Annotated in this window: 20 protein-coding genes; 8 read left to right on the top strand and 12 right to left on the bottom strand. The window is 71.4% G+C overall.

Annotation, left to right across the window (positions count from 1 at the left end; genetic code table 11):
* Nucleotides 1-42 precede the first annotated feature (42 nt).
* Nucleotides 43-732 (top strand): arylamine N-acetyltransferase, encoded by a 690-nt coding sequence (locus AB0L00_RS19035; RefSeq protein ID WP_364435549.1) that lies wholly within the window; start codon nucleotides 43-45, stop codon nucleotides 730-732.
* Here the strand turns inward: AB0L00_RS19035 and AB0L00_RS19030 are convergent.
* Nucleotides 614-1,084, bottom strand: a complete 471-nt coding sequence (locus AB0L00_RS19030) for an SRPBCC family protein (RefSeq protein WP_364435546.1) — start codon at nucleotides 1,082-1,084, stop codon at nucleotides 614-616. The two genes, AB0L00_RS19035 and AB0L00_RS19030, sit on opposite strands and share 119 nt — an antisense overlap.
* Before the next feature lie 234 nt (nucleotides 1,085-1,318).
* Here AB0L00_RS19030 and AB0L00_RS19025 point away from each other — a divergent pair, with 234 nt between their 5' ends.
* Nucleotides 1,319-2,974, top strand: coding sequence for a carboxylesterase family protein (locus AB0L00_RS19025; RefSeq protein WP_364435544.1), 1,656 nt, complete (start codon nucleotides 1,319-1,321; stop codon nucleotides 2,972-2,974).
* Between the two features lie 215 nt (nucleotides 2,975-3,189).
* A complete protein-coding gene (locus AB0L00_RS19020) occupies nucleotides 3,190-3,306 on the top strand; it encodes a DUF397 domain-containing protein (protein ID WP_364435541.1) in 117 nt (38 codons plus the stop codon).
* On the opposite strand, the gene rodA is transcribed toward AB0L00_RS19020, so the two are convergent.
* The 4 genes from rodA to AB0L00_RS19000 all read right to left on the bottom strand — a co-directional run bounded on the left by rodA (nucleotide 3,299) and on the right by AB0L00_RS19000 (nucleotide 6,691).
* Nucleotides 3,299-4,477 carry a rod shape-determining protein RodA gene (rodA, locus tag AB0L00_RS19015; protein WP_364435539.1) on the bottom strand — a complete coding sequence of 393 codons (1,179 nt, stop codon included), beginning with the start codon at nucleotides 4,475-4,477 and terminating at the stop codon, nucleotides 3,299-3,301. The two genes, AB0L00_RS19020 and rodA, sit on opposite strands and share 8 nt — an antisense overlap.
* Before the next feature lie 187 nt (nucleotides 4,478-4,664).
* Nucleotides 4,665-5,249 carry a carbonic anhydrase gene (locus AB0L00_RS19010; RefSeq protein ID WP_364435536.1) on the bottom strand — a complete coding sequence of 195 codons (585 nt, stop codon included), beginning with the start codon at nucleotides 5,247-5,249 and terminating at the stop codon, nucleotides 4,665-4,667.
* A 93-nt stretch (nucleotides 5,250-5,342) separates the two neighbouring features.
* Nucleotides 5,343-5,765 (bottom strand): hypothetical protein, encoded by a 423-nt coding sequence (locus AB0L00_RS19005; protein WP_364435533.1) that lies wholly within the window; start codon nucleotides 5,763-5,765, stop codon nucleotides 5,343-5,345.
* Nucleotides 5,766-6,001: 236 nt separating this feature from the next.
* Complete coding sequence (locus tag AB0L00_RS19000; RefSeq protein WP_364435530.1) at nucleotides 6,002-6,691, bottom strand: DUF2231 domain-containing protein; 690 nt, start codon at nucleotides 6,689-6,691, stop codon at nucleotides 6,002-6,004.
* A 201-nt stretch (nucleotides 6,692-6,892) separates the two neighbouring features.
* On the opposite strand from AB0L00_RS19000, the gene AB0L00_RS18995 reads away from it, so the two are divergent.
* From AB0L00_RS18995 to AB0L00_RS18985, 3 genes are all read left to right on the top strand, one after another.
* Nucleotides 6,893-7,582, top strand: a complete 690-nt coding sequence (locus AB0L00_RS18995) for a phosphatase PAP2 family protein (protein ID WP_364435528.1) — start codon at nucleotides 6,893-6,895, stop codon at nucleotides 7,580-7,582.
* A 70-nt stretch (nucleotides 7,583-7,652) separates the two neighbouring features.
* Nucleotides 7,653-8,435: a phosphatase PAP2 family protein gene (locus AB0L00_RS18990; RefSeq protein ID WP_364435525.1), complete on the top strand. Its 783-nt coding sequence runs from the start codon at nucleotides 7,653-7,655 to the stop codon at nucleotides 8,433-8,435.
* Between the two features lie 189 nt (nucleotides 8,436-8,624).
* Entirely contained in the window at nucleotides 8,625-9,650 is a 1,026-nt protein-coding gene (locus AB0L00_RS18985) for a hypothetical protein (RefSeq protein WP_364435522.1), read from the top strand.
* Here the strand turns inward: AB0L00_RS18985 and AB0L00_RS18980 are convergent.
* Complete coding sequence (locus AB0L00_RS18980) at nucleotides 9,566-10,819, bottom strand: MFS transporter (RefSeq protein ID WP_364435519.1); 1,254 nt, start codon at nucleotides 10,817-10,819, stop codon at nucleotides 9,566-9,568. The two genes, AB0L00_RS18985 and AB0L00_RS18980, sit on opposite strands and share 85 nt — an antisense overlap.
* Before the next feature lie 70 nt (nucleotides 10,820-10,889).
* Here AB0L00_RS18980 and AB0L00_RS18975 point away from each other — a divergent pair, with 70 nt between their 5' ends.
* Both AB0L00_RS18975 and AB0L00_RS18970 read left to right on the top strand, forming a co-directional pair.
* A complete protein-coding gene (locus AB0L00_RS18975) occupies nucleotides 10,890-11,843 on the top strand; it encodes a winged helix-turn-helix domain-containing protein (RefSeq protein WP_364435516.1) in 954 nt (317 codons plus the stop codon).
* Nucleotides 11,844-11,925: 82 nt separating this feature from the next.
* Nucleotides 11,926-13,476 (top strand): hypothetical protein, encoded by a 1,551-nt coding sequence (locus AB0L00_RS18970; RefSeq protein WP_364435514.1) that lies wholly within the window; start codon nucleotides 11,926-11,928, stop codon nucleotides 13,474-13,476.
* Here the strand turns inward: AB0L00_RS18970 and AB0L00_RS18965 are convergent.
* The 6 genes from AB0L00_RS18965 to AB0L00_RS18940 all read right to left on the bottom strand — a co-directional run bounded on the left by AB0L00_RS18965 (nucleotide 13,473) and on the right by AB0L00_RS18940 (nucleotide 21,638).
* Nucleotides 13,473-16,241 (bottom strand): alpha-amylase family glycosyl hydrolase, encoded by a 2,769-nt coding sequence (locus AB0L00_RS18965; protein WP_364435511.1) that lies wholly within the window; start codon nucleotides 16,239-16,241, stop codon nucleotides 13,473-13,475. The genes AB0L00_RS18970 and AB0L00_RS18965 overlap by 4 nt on opposite strands.
* A gap of 189 nt (nucleotides 16,242-16,430) precedes the next feature.
* Nucleotides 16,431-17,195 carry a maleylpyruvate isomerase family mycothiol-dependent enzyme gene (locus AB0L00_RS18960; RefSeq protein ID WP_364435508.1) on the bottom strand — a complete coding sequence of 255 codons (765 nt, stop codon included), beginning with the start codon at nucleotides 17,193-17,195 and terminating at the stop codon, nucleotides 16,431-16,433.
* 60 nt (nucleotides 17,196-17,255) lie between these two features.
* The gene (locus tag AB0L00_RS18955; RefSeq protein WP_364435505.1) at nucleotides 17,256-18,053 is read right to left on the bottom strand and encodes a hypothetical protein; all 798 of its coding nucleotides are present in this window, start codon (nucleotides 18,051-18,053) and stop codon (nucleotides 17,256-17,258) included.
* A 157-nt stretch (nucleotides 18,054-18,210) separates the two neighbouring features.
* A complete protein-coding gene (locus tag AB0L00_RS18950; RefSeq protein ID WP_364435503.1) occupies nucleotides 18,211-18,807 on the bottom strand; it encodes an FHA domain-containing protein in 597 nt (198 codons plus the stop codon).
* 363 nt (nucleotides 18,808-19,170) lie between these two features.
* Complete coding sequence (locus AB0L00_RS18945; RefSeq protein ID WP_364435500.1) at nucleotides 19,171-19,965, bottom strand: tRNA-dependent cyclodipeptide synthase; 795 nt, start codon at nucleotides 19,963-19,965, stop codon at nucleotides 19,171-19,173.
* Nucleotides 19,962-21,638 (bottom strand): class I adenylate-forming enzyme family protein, encoded by a 1,677-nt coding sequence (locus AB0L00_RS18940; protein ID WP_364435497.1) that lies wholly within the window; start codon nucleotides 21,636-21,638, stop codon nucleotides 19,962-19,964. The genes AB0L00_RS18945 and AB0L00_RS18940 overlap by 4 nt, the downstream gene beginning before the upstream one ends.
* Between the last annotated feature and the right edge of the window lie 524 nt (nucleotides 21,639-22,162).

The raw sequence follows: 22,162 nt of genomic DNA, 5'->3' as shown, positions 1-22,162 counted from the left end.
TGGCCGATGGCCCGGGGCGGTGCCCGCATGCGTGAATGAGGCATGGACGAGACCTGGGTGCAGGCCTACCTTTCCCGCATCGGCGCGGAACCGCCCGCGCGCCCCGACGACGAAGCCCTCCGCGACCTGCATCTGCGGCACCTGCTCGCGGTGCCGTTCGAGAACCTCAGCATCCATCTGGGCGAGGACATCGTTCTCGACGACGACGCTCTGGTCGCCAAGATCGTCGACCGGCGGCGGGGCGGGTTCTGTTTCGAGCTGAACGGGGCGTTCGGGGCCCTGCTGTCGGCGCTGGGCTACGACGTGACCTACCTCGACGCCCGCGTCTTCGTCGACGGCGACCCGAGCGTCCCGTACGGACATCTGGCGCTGCGGGTCGGGCCGTGGCTGGTCGACGTCGGGTTCGGCAGCCACATCCACCACCCGCTGCGGATCGACGAGCGCGGCGACCAGAAGGACCCGGCGGGGGTCTTCCGGATCGCCGAGACCCCCGAAGGCGACCTCGACGTGCTGCGGGACGGGCGGCCGGTCTACCGCCTGGAGACCCGCCCGCGCAGGCTGCGGGACTTCGTCACCGGCTGCTGGTGGCACCGGACGTCCCCGGAGTCCCACTTCACCCGGGTGTCCGGGATTCGCGTTCGGCGGCCCGTACGAGACGGCGGGTCAGCGAGCGGAGCAACAGCAGCAGCGCCCGCTCGACGACCCGGCCCGTGCCGGGGATCAGCTCGGTGAAGGCACCTCGCCACACGACGTCCGTGCCGCCGCCGTCGCGGGCCTCGAACGTCACCTCGGCCCGGTAGCCCCGCAGTGGGGCCGACGTGCGCAGGGCATACCCGTGCAGGCGGTCCTGTTCGTACGCGACCGTCTCCTCGCGGACGACGATCGGCCACAGGCCGAGGCGGCGGATCGCGCCGATCCCGCCGGGCGGCGGGTCGCCCTGTCGTTCCCACGACGACCGGGGCGCGAGGGTCCCGGCCCACTCCGACCAGCGGCCGCCGTCCGCGGCCAGCCGGAACAACGTCGCCGGGGCGGCGCTGGTGTGCGCCGTCACCGTGACCGAGAACCTGCGTCCGTCGCCTGCCATGCCGACCTCCCGGGCGTCGCCCTCCACGATCTCGCACCACGGCTCCCTTGGGAACGGGCGTCGTCACCGTGACGGACGGCGAGTACGGAGGGAGGGGCGGGAGTGCACGTGTAAGGGCGGCCCCCGCCGTCCCTGAGCAGGGGCCGGATGGCGAGCCTGCCGCTGACCGAGGTGGTGTGCGGCTGTCAGTGACCGGTAGGCGTACGGTCAGCACCGCCCTCGAGGCTTCCGGACATGACGAAGCGACGGATCTTTCGGAACACCGTACGGATCGGGGCCACGGCGTCCGCCGGCCTCCTGGCGGCGGGGCTGGCGGCGGCGCCGGCCCTGGCCGAGACGGACACCGCGGACGGGCGGCTGGTCCGGACGGCCTCGGGGCCGGTCCTGGGCAGCGTCGGCACCGACGTGCGCGAGTTCAATGGCATCCCTTACGCCGCGCCGCCGGTCGGCTCACTGCGGTGGACGGCGCCCCGGCCCGTGGCCGCCTGGTCCAGTCCCCGGGACGCGACGAAGCCCGGACCGGTGTGCGCGCAGTCCCCGTACAACAAGCCGGTGGGAAGCACGGTCAGCGAGGACTGTCTCACCGTCAACGTCACGACACCACGCGACGCGTCGGCGGCGCACAAGAAGCCCGTGATGGTGTTCCTGCACGGCGGCGACCTGACCACCGGCTCCGGCAGCCAGTTCGAGCCGCGCCGGATGGCCGCGCAGGGCGACGTCGTGGTGGTCACGGTGAACTACCGGCTCGGGATCTTCGGGTTCTTCGGGCACGCCGGGCTCCCCGGCTCGGGGACGTTCGGGCTGCAGGACCAGCAGGCGGCACTGCGCTGGATCCGGCGGAACGCCGCGGCCTTCGGCGGCGACGCGAGCAACGTCACCCTGTTCGGCCAGTCGGCGGGGGCGATCAGCACGTGCGGGCAGCTGACCTCCCCGGCCGCGAAGGGACTGTACGACAAGGTCGTCATCCAGAGCGCGAGCTGCGGCAGCTACACCCCGACCCTCATGCTCGGGCAGCAGGCGCCCACGACGACCGCCACGACCAAGTGGAAGCCGCTCGCGGAGGTCGACGCGCAGGGCGGCGAGCTGGCCAAGGAACTCGGCTGCGCGGACGCGGCGACCGCGATCGACTGCCTGCGCGGGCTCCCCACCGACCGCCTCCTGCCGCACACCGAGGAGTTCTCCAGCGGGGCGTACGGCACGCCGACCCTGCCGCAGAACCCCGAGGCGGCCATCCGCGCCGGGCGGTTCAACCGGGTCCCGACCATCATCGGGCACACCCGCGACGAGGGCCGCATGGTCACCGCCTCCCTCGTGAACCCGGCATACGGCGGGACGCCGATGACCGAGCAGCGGTACGTCCAGCTCACCGACCAGGCGTACGGGGCGAAGGCGGCCGACGTGCGCCGGCACTACCCGCCGTCCGCGTACGCGGCGGCGGGCGAACAGTGGGCGCCCGCCCTGGCCTGGGCGGCGATCGAGACGGACCGCACCACGGTCTGCCCGGTCCTGCGGGACGCGGACGCGCTCGCGCGCCGGACCCCAGTGCACGCGTACGAGTTCGCCGACCCGAACGCGCCGACCTGGACGGCGTTCCCCGAGGGATTCCCGGCGGGCGCGTCGCACATCTCGGACCTGACCTACCTGTTCGACGTGAACCGGCCGGACGGCACGCCGGTGACCCTCGACGCCGCCCAGCGCGCGCTCGCGGGGAAGATGATCGCCTACTGGACCGCGTTCGCCCACAGCGGTGCGCCGGCCGCCGACGGCGCCCCCGCCTGGGCCGCGTACGCCTCGGGGACCCGGCACGTCCAGACACTGGCACCGGCCCGGATCGGCTCGGTCGACGACGCCACCGAGCACCAGTGCGCCTTCTGGAACACCGCCGAGTAGGCGACCTGGCGCGGATGGACGACTCGGAAACGGCCCCGGCGGCAACGCCGGGGCCGTTCCGGCACTCTGCCTGCGGCGATATCGTGACGCCACGAGGTAATGAGGTATATACGGCGGTATGAGCATCTTCGGCAGGCCGCTCTCTCGGGTGCCGCGAGTATCGGCCTGCTCGCCGATGTAGCCGACGGCCTCGAGAACGGGATCGGATCTTCCAGATGACCGCGCGGTATGCCGACTGGCGTAAGTCGAGCCGCAGCGAAGCCAACGGAGCCTGCATCGAGGTCGCCATCTTCACCTCCGACGCTAGCCCTATCGTGCCGGTGGTCAGCTGAAGGGGTGTTGGCGGACGTAGACGGCCTCGAGGAGGCCGAGGGCGATCATGTTGGCGAGCGTCGCCGAGCCGCCGTACGAGATGTAGGGCAGCGGGACCCCGGTGATCGGCATGATGCCGATCGTCATGCCGATGTTCTCGAACGTCTGGAACGCCAGCCACGACACGACCCCGGTCGCCACGAGCATCCCGAAGCCGTTCGGGCACTGCGCGGCGATGCGCAGGCCCCGCCACAGCACCACGCCGACGAGCACGACGATCAACGCGGAGCCGAGGAAGCCGAGCTCCTCGCCGGCGACCGTGAAGATGAAGTCGGTGTGCTGCTCGGGGACGAAGTGGCCGCCGGTCTGCTGCCCGCGGAACAGCCCCTGACCGGCCAGCCCGCCGGAGCCGACCGCGATCCGGGCCTGGGCCGCGTTGTACCCCGCGCCCCTCGGGTCGGCCGCGGGATCGGCGAAGGCGATGAACCGGTTGATCTGGTACTGCTTCAGCAGGTGGAACTGCCAGGCGGCGATCCCGCCGCCCACGCCGCCGGTGACCATGGCCACCAGCCAGCGCTTGGGCGCGCCGGAGATGGCCACCATCGCCAGGACGACGACGGAGAGGACCATGGTGGTGCCGAGGTCCGGCTGCATCATGATCAGGCCCGCGACCACCCCGGCGAGGACGAGCGCGGCCACGATGTCGCGGGTGTCCGGGGCGGTCTGGGCGTCCCGCGGCTCGCCGAGCAGCACCGCGAGCACCACGACCAGCCCCACCTTGGCGAACTCCGCGGGCTGGAGCTGGAAACCGCCGCCCAGCTCGATCCAGGAGTGGTGGCCCTTGATCGTCGAGCCGAGTGGGGTGAGCACGAGGATCAGCCCCACGCAGGACGCGCCGTAGACGATCGACGCGTACGCGCGGACGAGCCGGTAGTCCAGCGCCGTGACCAGCGCGGCGAGGCCGAGGCCGATCGCCACCGTCAGCAGGTGCTTCTTGAGGAAGACCTGCGGGTCCTGGCCGGTGTTCAGCAGGGCCGGCCGGGTCGCCGACCATACGAGGAGCGTCCCGATCAGCGTCAGCATCACGACGGCGCTCAGCAGGACCCAGTCCAGCCGGCGCAGCGGTGACTCGTGGCCGGACCAGCGACGCAGCAGCGAACGCCGCCGCGCCGTCCGTACCGTGTCGTGCATCCCGAGCATGGCACCCCCCAACCCGCCCCCGACGGGTCCTGACCATCCGCGCCCGGGCCGCGGCGGCGGCCGTGAACCCGGGCGGCAGATCGATCACATGACGCCTCGTGATCGATCAGTCACTCTGTGAGCATACTCGTGAGCAGCGGAAAGGGTCCTCAGGCGAGGGGCGGGCGGTGTCGGGACGCTACAACGGCACGAACGCGCCGGTATCCGGGCGGTACCTCCAGACCGCGCCCGTCTCGACGTCGTAGAACCAGCCGTGCAGCCGCAGCGTGCCGTTGGCCAGGCGCCGGGCCACCCACGGATAGCGGCGGAGCTTGTCGAGCTGGGCGACGAGGTGCGACCGGCCCGGGTCCTCCTGCTCCTGGGCGCGGATCCCGCGCCACCGATGCGTGTGCAGCAGCCAGAATCGCGTGGTCGGAGCGTGGCGGAGCGCGCTGCCGCCCGTACGCGCGCGGACCGCGCCGCACCGGGTGTGGCCGCACACGATGAGGTCCGCGATGCCGAGGATCGCCACGGCGTACTCCAGGGTCGCCGCCTCGGCGGTCAGCCGCCCCACCCGGTGGGGCGGGATGACGTTGCCCGCCGTGCGCAGCTCGAACAGGTCGCCGGGCGCGGAGCCGGTGAGCAGCGCGGGGACGACCCGGGCGTCGGAGCAGGAGACGAAGACGGCCTGCGGCGTGCGGTCCGGCCGGGATGGGGAGAGCCGCCCGCGGTGGGTCGCGACCTGCTGATGGAAGCTGCGGGCATGGTCGATCAGTGACTGCATGGGACATGTCCTTCGCGCTGAAGACGGGTGAGGCGGACCGGTGCTCCCGTACGCGCGGCACCCCCTGCTCCGCACGTACGGGCGGGCCTCGGATCAGCAGCGGAGGACCTGCAGCCGGGCGGCTTCGTGGTGCGCGAGGTGCCGCGCCGAGCGCGCGAGCCGGCGGGGCGTCGTCGAGCGCGGGTCCGCGTCCGTCCAGGTCGGTTGCCCGGTGCATCCACGCAGGAGCTGGGCGCCGGGGCCGGAGGGCGGCGCGGGAGCCCGGTGCAGGACGGCGTCGCAGTGGCCCCACGGCACGGGACGGCCGCCGTCGCCCGGATCGGGGCGCAGCCGGTCCGTCGACCGGGCGGCCGGGCACGGGTCCGACGCCGGGCGATCGGCCTGGATGGACGCCAGCACGGCCGCCGAGTGCGCGCCATGCGGGGCGGCGCCGTGCACGAGGAGGACGACGGTGACGGTCAGCGCCCACAGGATGACGGCGGTCGCGCGTGCCGTCCGGAGCGCACCGTCCTCCACTCGCCGCCCCCAGGCCAACCCGACTCCAATCGACTACCAAGAGTGCTCAATCAATGACTCTATGTTGCCATCGGTGGCGGGTCTACACGTGTGGGGAGGCAGAGGTGGCGGCGTCGCCACCCACCGTCACTCCCGTCGCGTGAACAGGTCGGGGACCGAGCCGTGTCCGGATCGGCTCGGTCCCCGACGTCTTCTCTGGAGGGTCTCGGCGCGGGCCGTGGCGGCCTGGACTCCGCTCAGTCGCCTTCGTGCCAGGTCATCTCGGCGCCGAGGTGACCGGTCCGCACGACCCAGATCGCCGAGACGACCGCGGCCACGACGGCGAGGGCGGCCACCACCGTGCCGAGGGCCGGACCGGCGAGGAAGCCCTCTGCGGCGGTGAGCGCGCGGTACCGCGCGAGGATGACGAGGACGACCAGGAGGACGACGAGGGCGAGCACGAGCAGGCGCAGTTGCGAGCCCAGTTCGGCGTGCCGGTCGAGGAGGTTGCCCTCTCCGCCGCCGCCCTGGCGCGGGGCGCTGCCCGGACGGCCGCCCGGGCCGCCGGCCGGGGCGCCGCCGGGCCGCAGCCGCCCCATCCGCTGCATCCGCTCGTCCCGCAGTTTCTCGCCGGCGCCGGCGGTGAGGATGGTCGCCGCCATCGTCACGATGCCGAAGACGCCCGCCGCCAGGCCGTACCGGACCCGCCAGACGGGGCGTACGGCCAGGGCGATGACGACGCCCGCCAGAATGGGCACGAGCACCACCGGGACGTGCAGGAACAGCGCGTGCGCGGGCAGGCCGAAGAGCTTGGACAGCTCGAACGGGGCCACCGCGACGGCGACCACCACGGTCGCCGCCAGGAGAATGACCGAGGGGTCCGAAGAGAAGAACCGCCGCGTGGGAGGCTTCGCCGGGCTGTCGGAGCCGGTCAGGGCCGTAGTCATGGTCCCGAAGTTATGAGAGGTGCCCTTGCGATGGCTGTGAGAAGGCTATGAATCGCTTCTGAACCCCGCACGGGTTCCGCCCCGTGGCGTCGATCACTCACCCGATGTGCCGCGTCTGCCGCGCAGCGTGGCGAACGCGGCGCTAACGTGTCCTGATCGTGAAATCGCGGTGAAGGCCGCGGTGGGCTGGAAGGGCAGGACGTGGCGAGTCGGGCGAAGATCATCGGAGGGGTACTGCTGCTGGCCGTCCTGGCGGTGCTGGGCACGGCCGCCAAGACCGCCGCGCTGACCAGCGCGGACCTCCGCATCGACGAACATCTCGTGACCCTGCGGACGCCCGCCCTCACCCTCGTCGCGAAGGCCGCGACCCTGGTCGCGCAGGCCGCGGTCGGCGTCGTCGTCGCGGTCGTCGTGCCGGTGGTCCTGTGGTTCACGCGGCGCCGTCGTGACGCGCTGCTGACCGCCTGCCTGATGATCGGCGCACTGGCGATCGCGTTCGTCGTGAAGACCCTGGTCGCCGAGCACCGCCCGCCGCGGCGGCTGTGGGTGATCCCGCCGGACAACGCGATGAGCTTCCCGAGCGGGCACGCCACCGTCGCCGCCGCGGTCGCCCTCATCCTCGGCATGCTCGTACGCGGGCGCCTGCGGCCGCTCGCGATGACGGTCGGCGTGCTGTTCGCCGGCGTCGTGGCGTTCGCCCGCATGTACCTCGGCGTGCACTACCTGCTCGACGTGGTCGGCGGTTGCCTCGCCGCGGTGAGCGCGGCGCTCCTGGTCTCGGGGTTCCTGGACCTGCCGCCTATCCGCAGCGGGCTGGAGGGCGTGGGAACTCCGGCCGCCGGCCGGCATCACGCCGGTCGCTCGCATCGGACACCCACCGGCCGGCGCTGACGCCGTCGCGTACGGTCCTCCGGGAGACGGCATCGCGATAGGACGCGGGGCCAGGGGGTAGGGCTCCGGCATGTGGCGACAACGTGCGCGAAGGTGGACCTACCGGCGGTTCAGCCCGGACGGGCGTCTCGGGCTGAGACTGACCCTGGCCTGTGCCGCCGTCTTCCTCGTCGTCGTGCCGTTCGTCGTCCTGCTGGCGCTCGTCGACGTCCACTGGGCGCCGTTGCGGCACCTGGACGACACCGCCACGACGCACACCCACGGCTTCGTCCTGCGACACCGGGCACTGGTCGGTCCACTGCGGGCCACCGCGTACGTCTTCCATCCCTGGGTGTTCCGGACGATCCTCCTCGCGCTCGCGGCGTGGCTTCTCTACCGGAGGGCGCGGCGACTCGCCGTCTGGGCGGCGACGAACGTACTGGTGGCCGGGGTGGTGAGCGCGGCGCTCAAGACGGCCGTCGGCCGGACGCGCCCCGTACTGCCCAGTCCGATCGCGCACGCCGGCGGAGGGTCGTTCCCGTCGGGGCACGCGCTGATGACGGTGGTGGGCACCGCGACGATCGTGCTGGTCCTGCTCCCGCTCCTGCGGCGGGCCTGGCGGGCGGTCGCGTGGGCGGCCGCCGCCGTGCTCAGCGTGGCGTCCGGGCTGTTCCGGGTGCTGCTGGGCGTGCACTACCTCAGCGACGTCATCGCCGGGTGGCTTCTCGGCACCGCCATCGTGCTGGCCACCACGGCGGCGTTCGAGACGTGGCGGCGCGGTGAGGGCCGCCGCCCGGCGGACCCGCTCCGCGAGGGCACCGAGCCCGAGTCGGAGGCGCGGATCGCCGGTGAGGGCCACGCCCGTTCCGCCTGATCTGAGCGCACCGGCCTGAGCACGGGCGTCGACGGCCGGGAGGTGCGGCGTGGGCCGCTTGTTTTCCGGCTGCTGACGGTGCCGTGACCGGGATCCGTCGTCTCGCCCGGCGGCCGCGCGGAAGCATGGTGCCGACAGATCGTCTCGCCGTACGTCCGTGCGGCCCACCTCGCGGGGAGCCCGAGCGCCATGAAGCCGAGGACACGACCGCGCCCGTGGGCCGCGGTGATCGCCGCCGTGGCCCTGCCGGTGCTCTGTGTGCCGGCTCCGGCGTTCGCCGCACTGCCGGCCCGGGGCAGGTACCTTCCGAGACCGATCCCGCCCGTCCGGCTCTCCGGCATCACGGCAGTCTCCGCCGGAGACGACTTCGCGCTGGCGCTTCGTACGGACGGCACGGTCGTCGGCTGGGGGCGGGACGAATTCGGCCAGTCGAGCCTCCCGCGCCGGCTCAGGGGCATCACCGCGATCTCCGCCGGCAGGGACTTCGGCATCGCGCTGCGCACCGACGGCACCGTGGTGGGCTGGGGAAACGACGAGTTCGGCAAGGCGAGCCCGCCACGCTGGCTGACCGGCGTCCGGTCGATCTCGGCCGGCGGCGACTGGGCCCTGGCGGTGCGGTGGGACGGCACCGTCGTCGGCTGGGGCGACGACCGGTTCCGCGAGGTCAGTGCGGCCCGCCTGCTCTCCGGGATCATCCTCGCGTCGGCCAGCGATCGCTTCGGCATCGCGCTGCGCACCGACGGCAGGGTCGTCGGCTGGGGCAACGACGAGTTCCGGAAGGCGAGTCCCCCGCGCTGGCTCTCGGGGGTGCGGGACCTGTCCACGGGCGGCGTCTTCTCCCTGGCCCTCCGCTGGGACGGCAGGCTCTTCGCCTGGGGGGCCGATGACTTCCGTCAGGTCAGCATCGCCAACCGCGTCTCCGGTCTCCGGCAGGTCTCCGGCGGCGATCGTTTCGTCGCCGCGCTCCGGTGGGACGGGACCGCGTTCGGCTGGGGACGGAACGAGTTCGGCCAGGCGAGGCCGCCACGCTGGGCGCGCGGCATCATCCAGCTCTCCGCGGGCAACGACTTCGTGGTCGCCGTGCGCACCGACGGCACCCTCCTCGAATGGGGCAACGTCGGCGGACCAGGTCAGCCCGCTATGACCGGCTCGGGCACCACGGGCGCGGCCGGGGGAGCGGGTGGCGCGGGGGGAGCGGGCGGCGGTGGCGGCTGACGGCGGGCGATCCGGGGCGCCAGCGCTCCGACGCCCAGCGCCGCCGCCGTGCCGGCCACCGCGCTGAACCACCACACCACAGCCGGCCCGGCCGACGCGTACACGCCGGTGCCCACCGACAGGGCCGCGAACCGGGCGATGCCCCAGGTCCACTGGAACGCGCCCTGGTACCGGCCGCGGGCGTACTCCGGGGCCAGCGCCGCCACGATCGCGCCGGGGACACCGCCGACCGTCGCCTCGCCGACCGACCAGAGTACGACGGTCCCCGCGTACGCCCAGGGGCCGTGGGCCACGCCCGTCAGGGCGATGCCGACCGCCACCAGGACGCTGCCCGTGACGTACACCGGGATCTGCCGGAACCGGGCCAGGACGTGCAGCGCGACGGGCTGCAGGACCACGACCAGGACGGCGTTGAGCGTGGCCATCAGGCCGAGCGTGGTGGTGGGCAGCCCGTCGTCGCGGATGGCGAGCGGCAGGCAGACCTCGGTCAGCGAGTAGATGGCCAGGGCCGTGCCGAGCAGCGGCAGCAGCGCGCGCATCAGCGGATCCCGCAGCACCACGCCGTACCCGGCCCCGCCCTCGGCGGCGGCGGTCCGCTCACTCCCGGCGCGCCCGCCGGGCAGCAGCGCCACCACGATGACGGCGAACGCCAGCGAGGTCGCCGCGTCGAGCGCGAACAGCGACCAGTAGCCGTGCGCGGCCAGGAACCCGCCGAGCACCCCGGCGACCGCCGTCCCGATGTTGACCCCCCAGTGGAACAGGGAGAAGGCCACGCGGCGCTGATCACCCGTCACCGCGTCGGTCATCAGCGCGCCGGAGGCCGGCGTGACCGTGGTCGCCGCGGCGCTGAGGAGGAGGGCCGCGGCGGCGAGCGTCACCAGGTTCGGCGCGGCGTACAGCAGCCCGTGGGCGAGTGCCGTACCGATGAGACCGGCCAGCATCGTGGCCCGCCGCCCCACGCGATCGGCGGCCAGCCCGCCGATCACCGGCCCGATCAGGTTGCCCGCCCCGAGCGCCCCCAGGACGTACGACGCCTGCTCGGTCGAGACGCCGCGTGACGCGAGATAGAAGACGAGGAACGGCGTGACGACGAATCCGAGCCGGTTGACGACGGTTCCGGCGAAGAGGACCCAGGCGGTGCGCGGCAGTCCGCGGAAGGTGGACACCATGCCGGGAATCCTGCGCGCGGCCTACAATCGCCACCATTGATTAAGCCTGGACCGAATCCGTGGAGGTGACGTGCAGTCTGAACTGGCCTTCTCGGCAGACGACCTGGCGCTGACCCGCTTCACGGTCTCCCCGATGTGGGAGGTCGTCACGAGCTTCCGCCTGCTGACCGCGGGCACGGCGCACCTGGTGCACCGGACCTGGCTGGAGCAGGTACGGCCTCGGGTGACCGCCGCGGGCCTCGATCGGGGCCGACTCGCCCGCCTGATCACGCCGTCCGGCTACATTCCCGACTTCCTCACCCCGCCCGCCGAGGAGCCGGCCCCGGCCCTCGCCGCCGAACTGGCCGCCATCCGCGCCACCCCGGCGGATCGGATCCAGGCCGACCTGGACGTCCTCGGCAGAAACGGCCGCTCCGCGCCGGACACCCGGCTCGGTGAGCTGTGCGAGGAGATCCAGGCGTACTGGGAGATCGCCCTCGCGCCGTACTGGGCCAAGATCCGCGCCCTGCTCGACGCGGACGTCTTCCACCGCGCCCGCCAGGTCGCCGAACGCGGCACCGGCCACCTGTTCAACGAGCTGCATTCGACGCTGAGCTGGGACGACAACACGTTGCGCCTGGTCCGCCGCCAGTGCGTAATCTCGCGGGAGAGCGCCGGACCCGGCCTGCTGCTCGTCCCCTCCGCGTTCGCCCAGCATGTCTACACCTGGTCGCGCCCGCCCGAGTCGCCGCAGCTCGCGTACCCGGCCCGGGGCACCGGCACGCTGTGGGAGCACCGCCCGGTCGCGCGCGCCGAGGCCATCGCCGCCGTGCTCGGCCGGTCCCGGACCCTTCTCCTGACCGAGCTGGCGGCGCCGGCCTCCACCACCGACCTCGCCCGGCGTACCGGCATCTCCGCCGCGGGCGTCTCCCAGCACCTCACCGCGCTGCGCGACGCCGGAATGGTCAGCGCCCACCGCGCGGGCCGATCCGTCCTCTACGCCCGCACCGCCATCGCCGAATCCGTCCTGGGCACCACCGCCTGACCTTATTCAGGACCTTTCCCGAATCGGGTTGACCTTGATCGAGGCGGACCCTAATCTGCTCGGGCCGTTCAGGAGGTCAAAAGTGGTCTGGGCACGAACCGAGGTCGACGGAATACCCGCTTATTGGGCGGACGGCGACGGCGATCTGAAAGCCCGTCTCATCTTCCGGGTCGGCACGGCCGACGAACAGTTGGCGGTCTCGGGAATCACCCACCTGATCGAGCATCTCGCGCTGTTCGCGGTGAAAGGCCAGGCGCACACCGTCAACGGCCAGGTCGACGCGACCACCACGGTGTTCGCGGTGAAAGGCGATCCGCAGGAGGTCGTCGAGTTCCTCACCGGGGTGTGCGGGGCGCTGCGCTCCCTGCCCTTCGACCGGCTCCAGGTCGAGAACCGGATCCTGCGCGCCGAGGCGAACGACAGGGCACCCGCCCTGCTGGAGCCGCTCCTGCTCTGGCGGTACGGCGCGGCGACGTACGGCGTGTCCTCCTACGAGGAGTTCGGCGTCGGCAGGCACACTCCGGACCAGATCTCCGCATGGGTGGAGCGGTGGTTCACCCGGAACAACGCCGTATTGGTGTTCATCGGCGGGCCGCCGCCCGAGTCACTGCGACTCGACCTGCCGACCGGCGAGCGCATTCCGCCGCCGGCGCCCTCATCCGCCCTGCCCGTCACACCCGCGTATTTCACCGAGCCCCGGCAGCGCACCGTGGTGGCCAACGCCGTGGTCGGCCGGTCGATGCCGGCTCAGGCGTACACGATGTTGCTCGGCAGACGGCTGGAGAAGAAGCTCCGGACGGAGCTTGGAATCAGCTACAGCCCGGCGGCGTCGTACAACGTGCGCGACGCGGACGTCGCCCATGTCACGGCGTTCGCCGACGGCCTGCCGGAGAATCACGCCGAACTGGTCTCCGCCTTCGTATTCCATTTCCGGCTCACCGCGGAAGAGGCCGCGTCCGGCCAGGAGATCGCCGACATCGTGGACCGGCTCCGTACCGCCAAACGCGACTCGCCATCCGGCACCGCTTATGGCAACGCGCTGCGCGAGCTGTTCGGGCGCGAGCCGATCAGTGATCGCGGTCTCGAGTCGCGCCTGGCCGCCGTGAGCCCCGAGGCCGTCCGGGAGGTGGGCGCCGAGGCGTTCCAGTCCGCCCTCGTGATGACGCCGGGCCGGGAACTGCCGGGCGCCCGATTCCATCCGGCACCGTGGACTTCGGCCGACACGGTCGACGGGCAGGTCCTGCGCAGCGCCGACGCGCCGGTCGACGGCGACCGTCTCGTCATCGGTCCGGCGGGCGTCAGCCTGGTCCAGAGTCCCTCCCGCCGCGTGACGGTGCGGTTCCCCGAGTGCGAGGCGATGCTCGCCTGGCCGGACGGGGCGCGCCGGCTGATCGGCCGGGACGGCTTCTCGCTGCTGATCGAGCCGACGCTCTGGATCGGCGGCTCCTCCCTCGCCGCGCGTCTCGACGAGGCGGTCCCGGCCGATCGGGTCGTGCCGCGCCCGGGGCGGTCCCCCGACCGCATCCCCAAGCCCAAGGCGAGCCGTTACCAGCGGGTCCGCGCGCGCCTGACGCGCGACCGGGCGGCGGGGGTCGCCCCCACCCGGCGTACGGGTGGGGGCGACGCGGGTTAGGAGACCTTCTCGACCGAGGGGACGTGCGTGACCTGGTTCCAGGTGAACCGGTACTTCGTGCCGTCCGCCGGGACGCTGAGCTTGAGGTTCTCCCCGCCGGCGGCGCCGCCCGCGCCGTAGTTCTCGGTCCACGAGTCGTTGATGGCGATCTTCCACTCGTAGTCGCCGGCCGGCAGCGTGAAGGTGCCGTGCCACTGGCCGTCGGTCGTGTCGAACGCCAGTCGGCTGGCCGCGCAGGCCGGGTCCCAGTCGCCGCCGCAACCGATCTCCGACTGCAGCGACCCGGCGAGCGTCACGTGGTCGCGAGCGGGCTTGGGCTCGGCGGTGGTCACCGTGACCGGCGCGCCGGTGACCGGCCGCGTGCCGCGCTCGAGCAGGGTGGCGCGGTACCGGACCTGCGTGCCCAGCGGCAGCTTCGACACGTCGTCGGTGACGGTGTACGCCGGGGAGGAGGTGTCCGTGCCCAGGTCCTCCCAGGCCCCGCCGCCGACGCTGCGCTCGAACCTCACGGACTGCGTCGCCCGCTCGGGGTCGACGTTCGCCTGGACGGTGACCGGGTCGATGTTCGTGACGGTCCCGCCGTCCTTCGGGGCGGTCACGGTCACCGCCGGCGCCGGCACGGCCGTCGACCGTTCCCGGCTCCAGCGGGTGTGACCGGCGTTGTCGAGCACGACCGCCCGGTAGCGCAGCGGAGTGCCGGTCCGGTACCCGCTCGTGTCGTGGAACACCTGGTACGGAGCGGAGTCATCGGTGCCGATCGGCTGCCACGGGCCGTTGCCGACCTTGACCTGGAAGGTGACCTCGTTGAACGAGGACCCGGCGACGTTCGCGGCGACGTGCATGCGCCCGTGCGACGTCTCCGCCGGCGTGGGCGCCTCGAGCGTGATGGCCGGGGCGGCCTTGGACGCGGGGACCCGGCCATCGGCGAGGTACACCACCGCGGACAGGGCGGGCACGGTCACCCGCAGGGTCCGGTCGCCGTCGCTGCGCAGCGTCGCCGCGCCCGTGCCGTACACCTTCGTGAAGCCGCCGCCGGCGACGTATGTGGGGATCGCGGCCGACTGCGCCGTCGTGCCGTTGTTCAGCGCGACGACGTACTCCCGCTGCTGCGTGCGGTCCATCCGGGAGAACGCGAAGATCCCCGGTCCACCGGAGGCGTACCGGACCTGCTCGGCGCCGTTCCGCAGGGCGGGGTGCCGCTTGGTGACCGCCGCGAGTTCGCTGATCGTCCGGTAGAGCGGGTGGCTCGTGTCGTAGTTGTCGACCGCGTGCGTCGAGGTGGTCCCGAGCAGGTCGTCCTTGAGGTACTCCGGCACCTTGCTGGCGAACATCGTCTGCCGGGCCAGCTGGTCCCCGCCCGTGCCGGTGAAGCCCTGCTCGTCGCCGTAGTAGACGACCGGGTTGCCGCGCGAGAAGTACATCAGCTCGTGCGCGAGCCGGTCCCGTGCCACCAGCTCGGCGTCCTTCGCGCCCGGGTTGTCGCTGGTCAGGAAGTAGCCGATGCGTCCCATGTCATGGTTGCCGAGGAACGTCGGCAGCTCGTAGACGTTGGAGTCCGCGTCGGTGTACCAGTCGTCGTTCTGGAAGAACCGCGCCAGCGCGGCGTTGCCCAGGCCGCGGGACGCGAAGTTGCGCGCGGCGTCCTGGAAGGGGAAGTCCAGCACCGCCTGCATCTTGTCGTGCGTGGTGTAGTGCGAGGTGAAACTCTTCGCCGCGGCGTCGCTGCCGTCGAGGGCCACCTCGCCGAACATGAAGAAGTCCGGCTTGCCGTGCGCCCGCGCGTACTTCACGATGCCCGGCCCGAACGTCTGCCAGAACTCGTCGTTGACGTGCTTCATCGTGTCGATGCGGAAGCCGTCGATGCCGAAGTCCTTGATCCACGTCTCGTAGACGTCCATGAACCCGCGGACGACGCGCGGGTTCTCGGTCATCAGGTCGTCGAGCCCGTAGAAGTCGCCGTACTGCGCGTCCTCGCCGGTGAAGGTCGTGTTGCCGCGGTTGTGGTACAGCGTGACGTCGTTGAGCCAGTCCGGCACCTTGAGGTGCTTCTCGCTGTCGTCGAGCACCGGGGTGTACGGGAAGGACGTGTTCGGGTCGAGCTTGGGGAAGGTCGAGGTGCCCGCGTAGTCCCGGTCGTCGAACGGCTTCCCGTCGGCCGTGCGGTACGGCTTCTGGTCCTTGGAGACGTACGCCGTGCGCGCCCCCTGCTTGTAGCCGATGACGTCGGCGGTGTGGTTGGTGATGATGTCGAAGTAGACCTTCATGCCCCGCTGGTGCGCGGCCTTGACCAGCGCCGACAGGTCGGCGTTCGTGCCGAGGTGCGGGTCGATCTGCGTGAAGTCGGTGATCCAGTAGCCGTGGTAGCCCGCGGAGGGGCCGTCCTCGAGCTGCACCGCCTTGTTCTTGAAGCTGGGGGTGAGCCAGATGGAGTTGGTCCCGAGTCCCTGGATGTAGTCCAGCTTCGCGGTGATGCCCTTCAGGTCACCGCCGTTGTAGAAGCCCTTGTTCGTGGGGTCGAACCCGGAGACCAGCGGGTCGTTCCCCAGGCCGCCGGTGTCGTTGGCCGGGTCACCGTTCTTGAACCGGTCGGCCATCACGAAGTAGAAGTTCTCCTTCGTCACCGGCCCGCGGAGCGAGTGCAGCGCACCACTCCGATGGCCGGTGGAGGAGGCGGGTGCGGCGTTCGCCGGCAGGGCCGTCGACCACGCGGCGACGCCGAGCGTGGCCGCGGTGGCGGCGAGGGCGGTACGTACCGAGTTGCGCATCGATGCGGACTCCTGGCTCGTGGGTGCCAAGACCGTAATTCACCGAAACGTCCGGAGAAAAGATCTCCGCACGCGCGAGCGGGCGCGACGGCCACGATCGGCCGCCGTGCGTGCGGATCGACGACGCCATCGCCGCGAAGCCGACGACCGGACGCCCGTGGCGCGGACCTCAGGCGACGCCGGGCCGACTCACTGCGTCGCCGTGACGATGCAGCGCCGGAACTCCTCCACCGCCTCCGGGGCGCCCTCGACCGTCACGCCGCTCGGCTCGTCGCCCGCCTCGCGGTTCCACACCCAGCGCAGCAGCGCCGTCGGCGGACCGCTCACGGTCACGTCGGCCGCGCCGTCGCCGGCGCCGTCCTCCACCGTGTACGGCGTCGGAGCCGTCCGTACGCGCCAGGCCGCGCCGTCGGTCCGTATCGCGTACGTCCGGGCCGGCGCGCCCGCCAGGATGTCGGTGAAGTAGTCGCCCCACTCGTTGACGCTGTACGCCAGGAAGACCTTGAGCAGCTCGTCGACGCCGTCGACGGCGAGGTCGGCCGGGACCGGCGCGACCGGCTGCCCGGCGGCCAGCTCGGCGTCGATGCGGTGGACGACCGTCTCCTGCGCCATCCGCCGGATCCAGAACCCGACGGTCTGGTCCGGGCCGTACCAGGTGCCGGTCGGCTCCTCCGGCGCACGCGCGGCGAACTCCCGCAGCAGCCCGGCGTACGTGCGGTCGAGCAGCGCGAGCGGCTCCTCGTCCTTGAGCCCCTTCGGCGGCCACTGGTCGGGCTCGCCACCCTCGCGCATGCCCAGGGTCTTGTGCAGGTAGACCTGCCCGACGTGGCGGGTCAGATCGGCGACGGTCCAGCCGGGGCAGCTCGGCACCGCCGCGCCCAGGTCGGTCGCCGCGACGGCCCGCAGCCGGGTGAAGTCCGCCTCAAGGCAGTCGAGAAGCCGGGAGTACTCCATCCGGACAGTAGAGCAGACGCATGCGACGAGTCGGCGCCCGGTCAGCGCCGGCTGCGCCGGTTACCTCGATCGTCCGGCGATGAGGTGCAAGAGGCGGATCACCGCGAGCGCCGCCAGGGGCAGCGCCACGATGGGCAGCCTCGTCACCAGCGTCAGCGGGGTTCCGCTGAGATGGCCCAGCGTGCCCAGGGCGTCGCCGGACGCGCGGTCGGTCAGGAGGACCGTCACCGCACCGACCGAACCGGCCGCGCATCCACCGAACCCGATCCGTGCGTCACGGCTGAGGAACGACGTCAGCACCCCGATGCCGGCGACGGCCAGTAACGCCATCTCGACGGCCCAGTGGAGCAGCCGAGGATGCATGACCATCGGGCCGGTCGGTGGCGGGTCGCCCGGAGAGATCCGCCAGGTGTACTCGAAACCGGGCGGATGTGTCCGGGCGCCGATCGACGTACGGACCTGGGGCGGTCGGAGCAGCAAGGTGTAGCCGGGATATCCGGCGGACTTCAGCACGGGACCGACGCTCTCGCCGGCGATGTCGAAGGCGGGGCGTGGGCCCCGATGGTACGCCCGGACGACCTCTGTACGGGCGAACGTGAAGGCCGCGTCCGGCTCGACGCGCGTTGGGCCGAGGGCTTTGCCGGGGAACAGCGCGGCGGCCACCCGCTGGCCCAGGTCCCGCAGTTCGCGGTCAACGTGCACGCCACCGCCGACCCAGAGATCGACCCGCCCACTGCCGTCCGCGCGCAGGACGACGACGATGTGGGCGCCCGGTGCCGGGCGCGCCGGATTGCCTCCGCAGCCGACCGCGACAAGGCACAGAACCGTTGCCAGCGCGGCCCACCGCCCCCACCTCATCGCGCCCTCCATGGCCGACCCGCGGTCCTCAGCATGGTCGGTCCGGATAGCGGCGAGATCTCGTTTCAGCCGCAGGTCGGCCGGTGGGTCGCGGCGACACACGGTCGGTTCACGTCCGGACCCGGCTGCGGTGATCGGGGACGGGAGGCCCGGGTGGTCAGCGTCGGCGCCAGAAGCCCCACCAGCCGCGCTTGGGAGGACTCCCGGCCCCCGCCGAGCCGGCAGGGGCGCTCTCGAGGGCGGCGTTGCCGACGTACACCAGGCGGAACTTCCCGATCTGCACTTCGTCGCCGCTGGACAGCGGCGCCTCGTCGACGCGCTCACGGTTGACGTAGGTGCCGTTGAGGCTGCCCGCATCGCGGATCGAGAACCGGCCGCCGCGCCGGTAGAACTCGACGTGCCTGCGGGACACGGTGACGTCGTCGAGGAAGATGTCGCTCTGCGGATGGCGGCCCACGGTCGTCATCTCCCGGTCGAGGAGGAACCTGCTCCCTGCGTTGGGGCCCCCTCTGACGAGGAGCAGCGCGGTGTCGGGCGGGAGCGCCTCAACTGCTCGGTGATCGGGCGCCGGCCCCTCGTCCTGGTCCGCCTCGACGGCCGCCTGGATCGCGCTCAGCGACATCGTGGACGTCGAGTCGCCCGGCTCACTCGTGATCGGCGGGACCTCCCCGGCGAGCGGGGCACCGCAATTCGAGCAGAAGCGGGCACCGTCCGGGTTGGTGTGGCCGCACCGCGCGCACTCAGCGTTCGGCATCGCCGGTTCCGCCTCCTATCTGTGGCTTCAGTCTTCCCCATGCACCGTACGGCACGGACTGCCAGATTTGACGCTGTGGTGGTGTGACTGAGCCGACGGAACCGTGCGGCGTCGTCCTGCCGGAGGACTGCCGGGAAGGCGGTATCGGGTGGCGGCCCTGATCTACGAGGTCGGTTCTCCGCCGGGCGCCGGGAGCCGACCAGCGGTCCATTGGGGTTGCTGAGAGCACGAAGATCAAATTCCACGATCCGGCCCCGTGACACCTGCAGGCGGTGGCCGTCTTCGCAGCGGACCTCTCACGGTTCCACCGCGCGCCACCGCCTGCGGGGACGAGTTCCCGTTTCGGACCAGGAGCAACGACCGTTACTCCACGGCTTCACCTCCTGCGCCGGGGGCGCGAAGGTGATCGGTGTCACTCTCGCCCGGGCCTCTTGGATCGGGGCGGATGGTGGCGTATCCCTGCCAGGGTGGGACCTGGAGCACGGACTTGTCGGCGAAGATGAGTTCTGCGAGCGGAAGTGGCTGGTGGTAGAAGTTCAGCGACGACTCGACGCCGAAGATGCCGGCCGACGCCAGGAAGAACGGAAGTTCGGCGGTGAGGTACCGCATGGCCCGTTCGATGCGCTCAGTGGTGAACGGCCCGTCGTACCCTCGGGCGGCGAGGACGTCCCTGCTCATCTTCGCGCAGGTCTCCCACAGGGCGTCGTCCTTGCCCAGCGCCTGCTCGCACTCCGCGAGCCTTTCCCCGTAGATCTCGTTGGAGGCCAGGTCCGACATCCGGTGCAGACCGTCGGTCTTCCTCGGGCCCCCGCTGCTCTCCCAGGCGCGGACGATCCTGTTGCGCAGCGCATTGATCTCGCCGCGCGTCTTCTTCGCCGCGCGGCGCTCGTCGTAGCCGAGCGCGAGGAAGGTGTGTTCCAGCGCCGAGTCCGGAATGACGACGTCGACCTGGGCGAACTCCTCGCAGAGCCAGCCAAGGAGCCCGGTCAGCAGCGCGACGCTGAAGTAGCTGTTCCCGGGGCTGACCCCGACGACCACGTGCTCTCTCTGCTCCCAGACCGAATGGCTCGTGTCCGTGAACGGTTCCACGATGAAGGGCGCCCGGTGGTCTGCCGGGGTCTGGTTCCGGTCCGCTTCGCCGTCGCGTGCCGCCCTCATGTCCAGCTACCGGTGCCGGGGCCCTCGGCTCCGCCCAGATACCGTCGGCGAAGCTCCTCCCGGCGGATCTTTCCGGTCCCGGTGCGGGGCATGTCCTCGATGTCGATCACGATCGGCTCGGCCAGTTCGGGAAGTCCTCGCACCGCCCTTCGCCATTGCCCCTGGTCGAGGCGGCCGTCGGGGGCGGCGACGACGGGCACCGGTGGCCCATCACTGACCGCCAGCAAGGCCACGTCGTGCTTCTTGGGCAGGTAGTCGACGAGCACGTCCTCCAGCTCGATGCAGCTGATGCCGGGCGTGTAGTTGACCTCGCGATCGAGGACCTTGACCTTCCCGGTCCGGGTCTTGATGCCGATGTCACCGGTGTTCCACCACTCGCCCACGGCCTTTTCGTTCCAGCGTTCGGGCTCGCCGAAGTACCCGATGCAGCGCGCCCTCGTACGGGCGAACACCAGCCCGGGCGTGCCGTTCGGGACCGGGCGGAAGGTCCGCGGGTCGACCACCTTGATCTGGACGAACGTGGGCATCGGACGGCCCACCGTGCGGGGGCCCGGCTCCTGGTCGCGCCGCTTGTTCGCCCTGCGCCGCGTGATGAACGTCATTCCCAGGCCGCCGGTCTCCGACTGCCCATAGCCGTCCCGCCAAAGGGGGAAACGATGACGGGAGGCGTTCAGGAAAGTGCGAACCCTCGACCAGTGAACGGCGTCGAAATTGCTGATGAACATTCGCACCGAGGAGAAGGCGTTGCTCCGGCGCTCTTCGGCGAGCTCCTCCATTCGGTCGTAGTCGATCGGCAGCGCTTCGATCACGGTGGGCTGATGTTCCCGGAACAGCGGCCCGACGATCTCGGGGTCGTTGTCGCTCATCAGGAGCACTTTGGCGGGCGACAGGGTGAGTACCGAATAGATCCAGGTGAAGGAACGCGCGTGTACGTAGGGCAGGAACACCGCGACGGTGTCGTCCCGTCGATAGGTGATCGGCGGTAGATGGCGGCATTCCAGCCTGGCCATCTGACCCTGGAGCTTGTCGGGGGTGTACATGATGAGCTTTGGAATGCCCGTGGTTCCCGACGTGTGGGTGAGCATCATCAGTTCGTCATTCGCGCGTGGCGCGGGAGGCGGCTCGTCGGCTCCGTCGAGATCCGCAAGGGTCAGTGCCTGCGGTATCTCTTTGTCGAGGCACAAGGTCTGCTCGACGAGCGCGGACAGCGGGCTCGCCTCGTTGCCTTCGCTTGCCAGGCGTTGCTGGTCGCTGACCAGCAGCTTCGGCTCGACGCGTCGCAGCAGGGCGCGCACCGCCTCATCGGGCAGTAAGCCCGAGAGCATGACGGGAACAGCGCCGATTCGGCACGCGGCGGCCGCGAGCAGAAGGCAGTCGAAGTGGTTGTCCTTGAACACGGCGACCCGGTCGCCGCCGCGAATCCCCGCAGCGTGCAGCGCCGCCGAGGTTCTCCGCACGAGTTGCGCCGACTCCTCGATATCGAGGAGGGTCCGGCCGGCCGGATCGATGTCGAGTGGGTGGCTGAGACGGAAGATCATCGGATTGTCCAGTTCGGCCCTATGGTCGAACAGGAGACCTACATTGGACTTCCAGAGTTGTTTCCTGTGCACCGTTCTCCCCGTTGCTTGATGCAGGCTTCGGCTATGCAGGCGACAATCGCTGGCCTTGGTCAAGCCCCAGTGAATCAATCGTCAATCAGCGAGTCAATCTCACTGGTCACTCCCGTAACAAAGGCCAAATGTGGTCATGAGGATGGCCCGATATGCACGTCCAGTGGTCAAGAAGTCGCTCGCTGTCGACTCGCTTCGGAGGGGCTGGAATTCTGATTTCTCGTCTCGCTTGAATCTCGAGTGAAATTCGAGCGAAAAGCTGCGACGTCGAGCGCTGTCCTGGTGCTCTCGCTGAGAGCCCGCCTCTTGCGGGCGGTCGCGGGAGACGGGCTCGGCGGAGTCACCAGAACCCGGTGCAGGCGTTCCGCGGGAGGTCGGTGGGCCAGTTCGGCGTGTCACCGCAGGCGCGGAAGTGCCACGACGGCCCGATCTCGTGCGCGCGGCTCGCGAAGGTCGCGCCGGTCGTGGTGAACGGGCCGCACAAGCCCGACGAGCACGCCGGACCCGCCGAAGACCACAGCGGTCGCGCCCATCAGGGCGGCGACGACGAGCCGGGCGCGGCGATCGAAACGGCGCGGCGGCGGCAC

This window comes from Actinoallomurus sp. NPDC052308 (assembly GCF_040679195.1).
GTDB classification, from domain to species: Bacteria; Actinomycetota; Actinomycetes; order Streptosporangiales; family Streptosporangiaceae; genus Actinoallomurus; species Actinoallomurus liliacearum.
The sequence above is the reverse complement of the archived record's forward strand: the minus strand, read 5'-3'. Positions and strand labels throughout refer to the sequence as shown.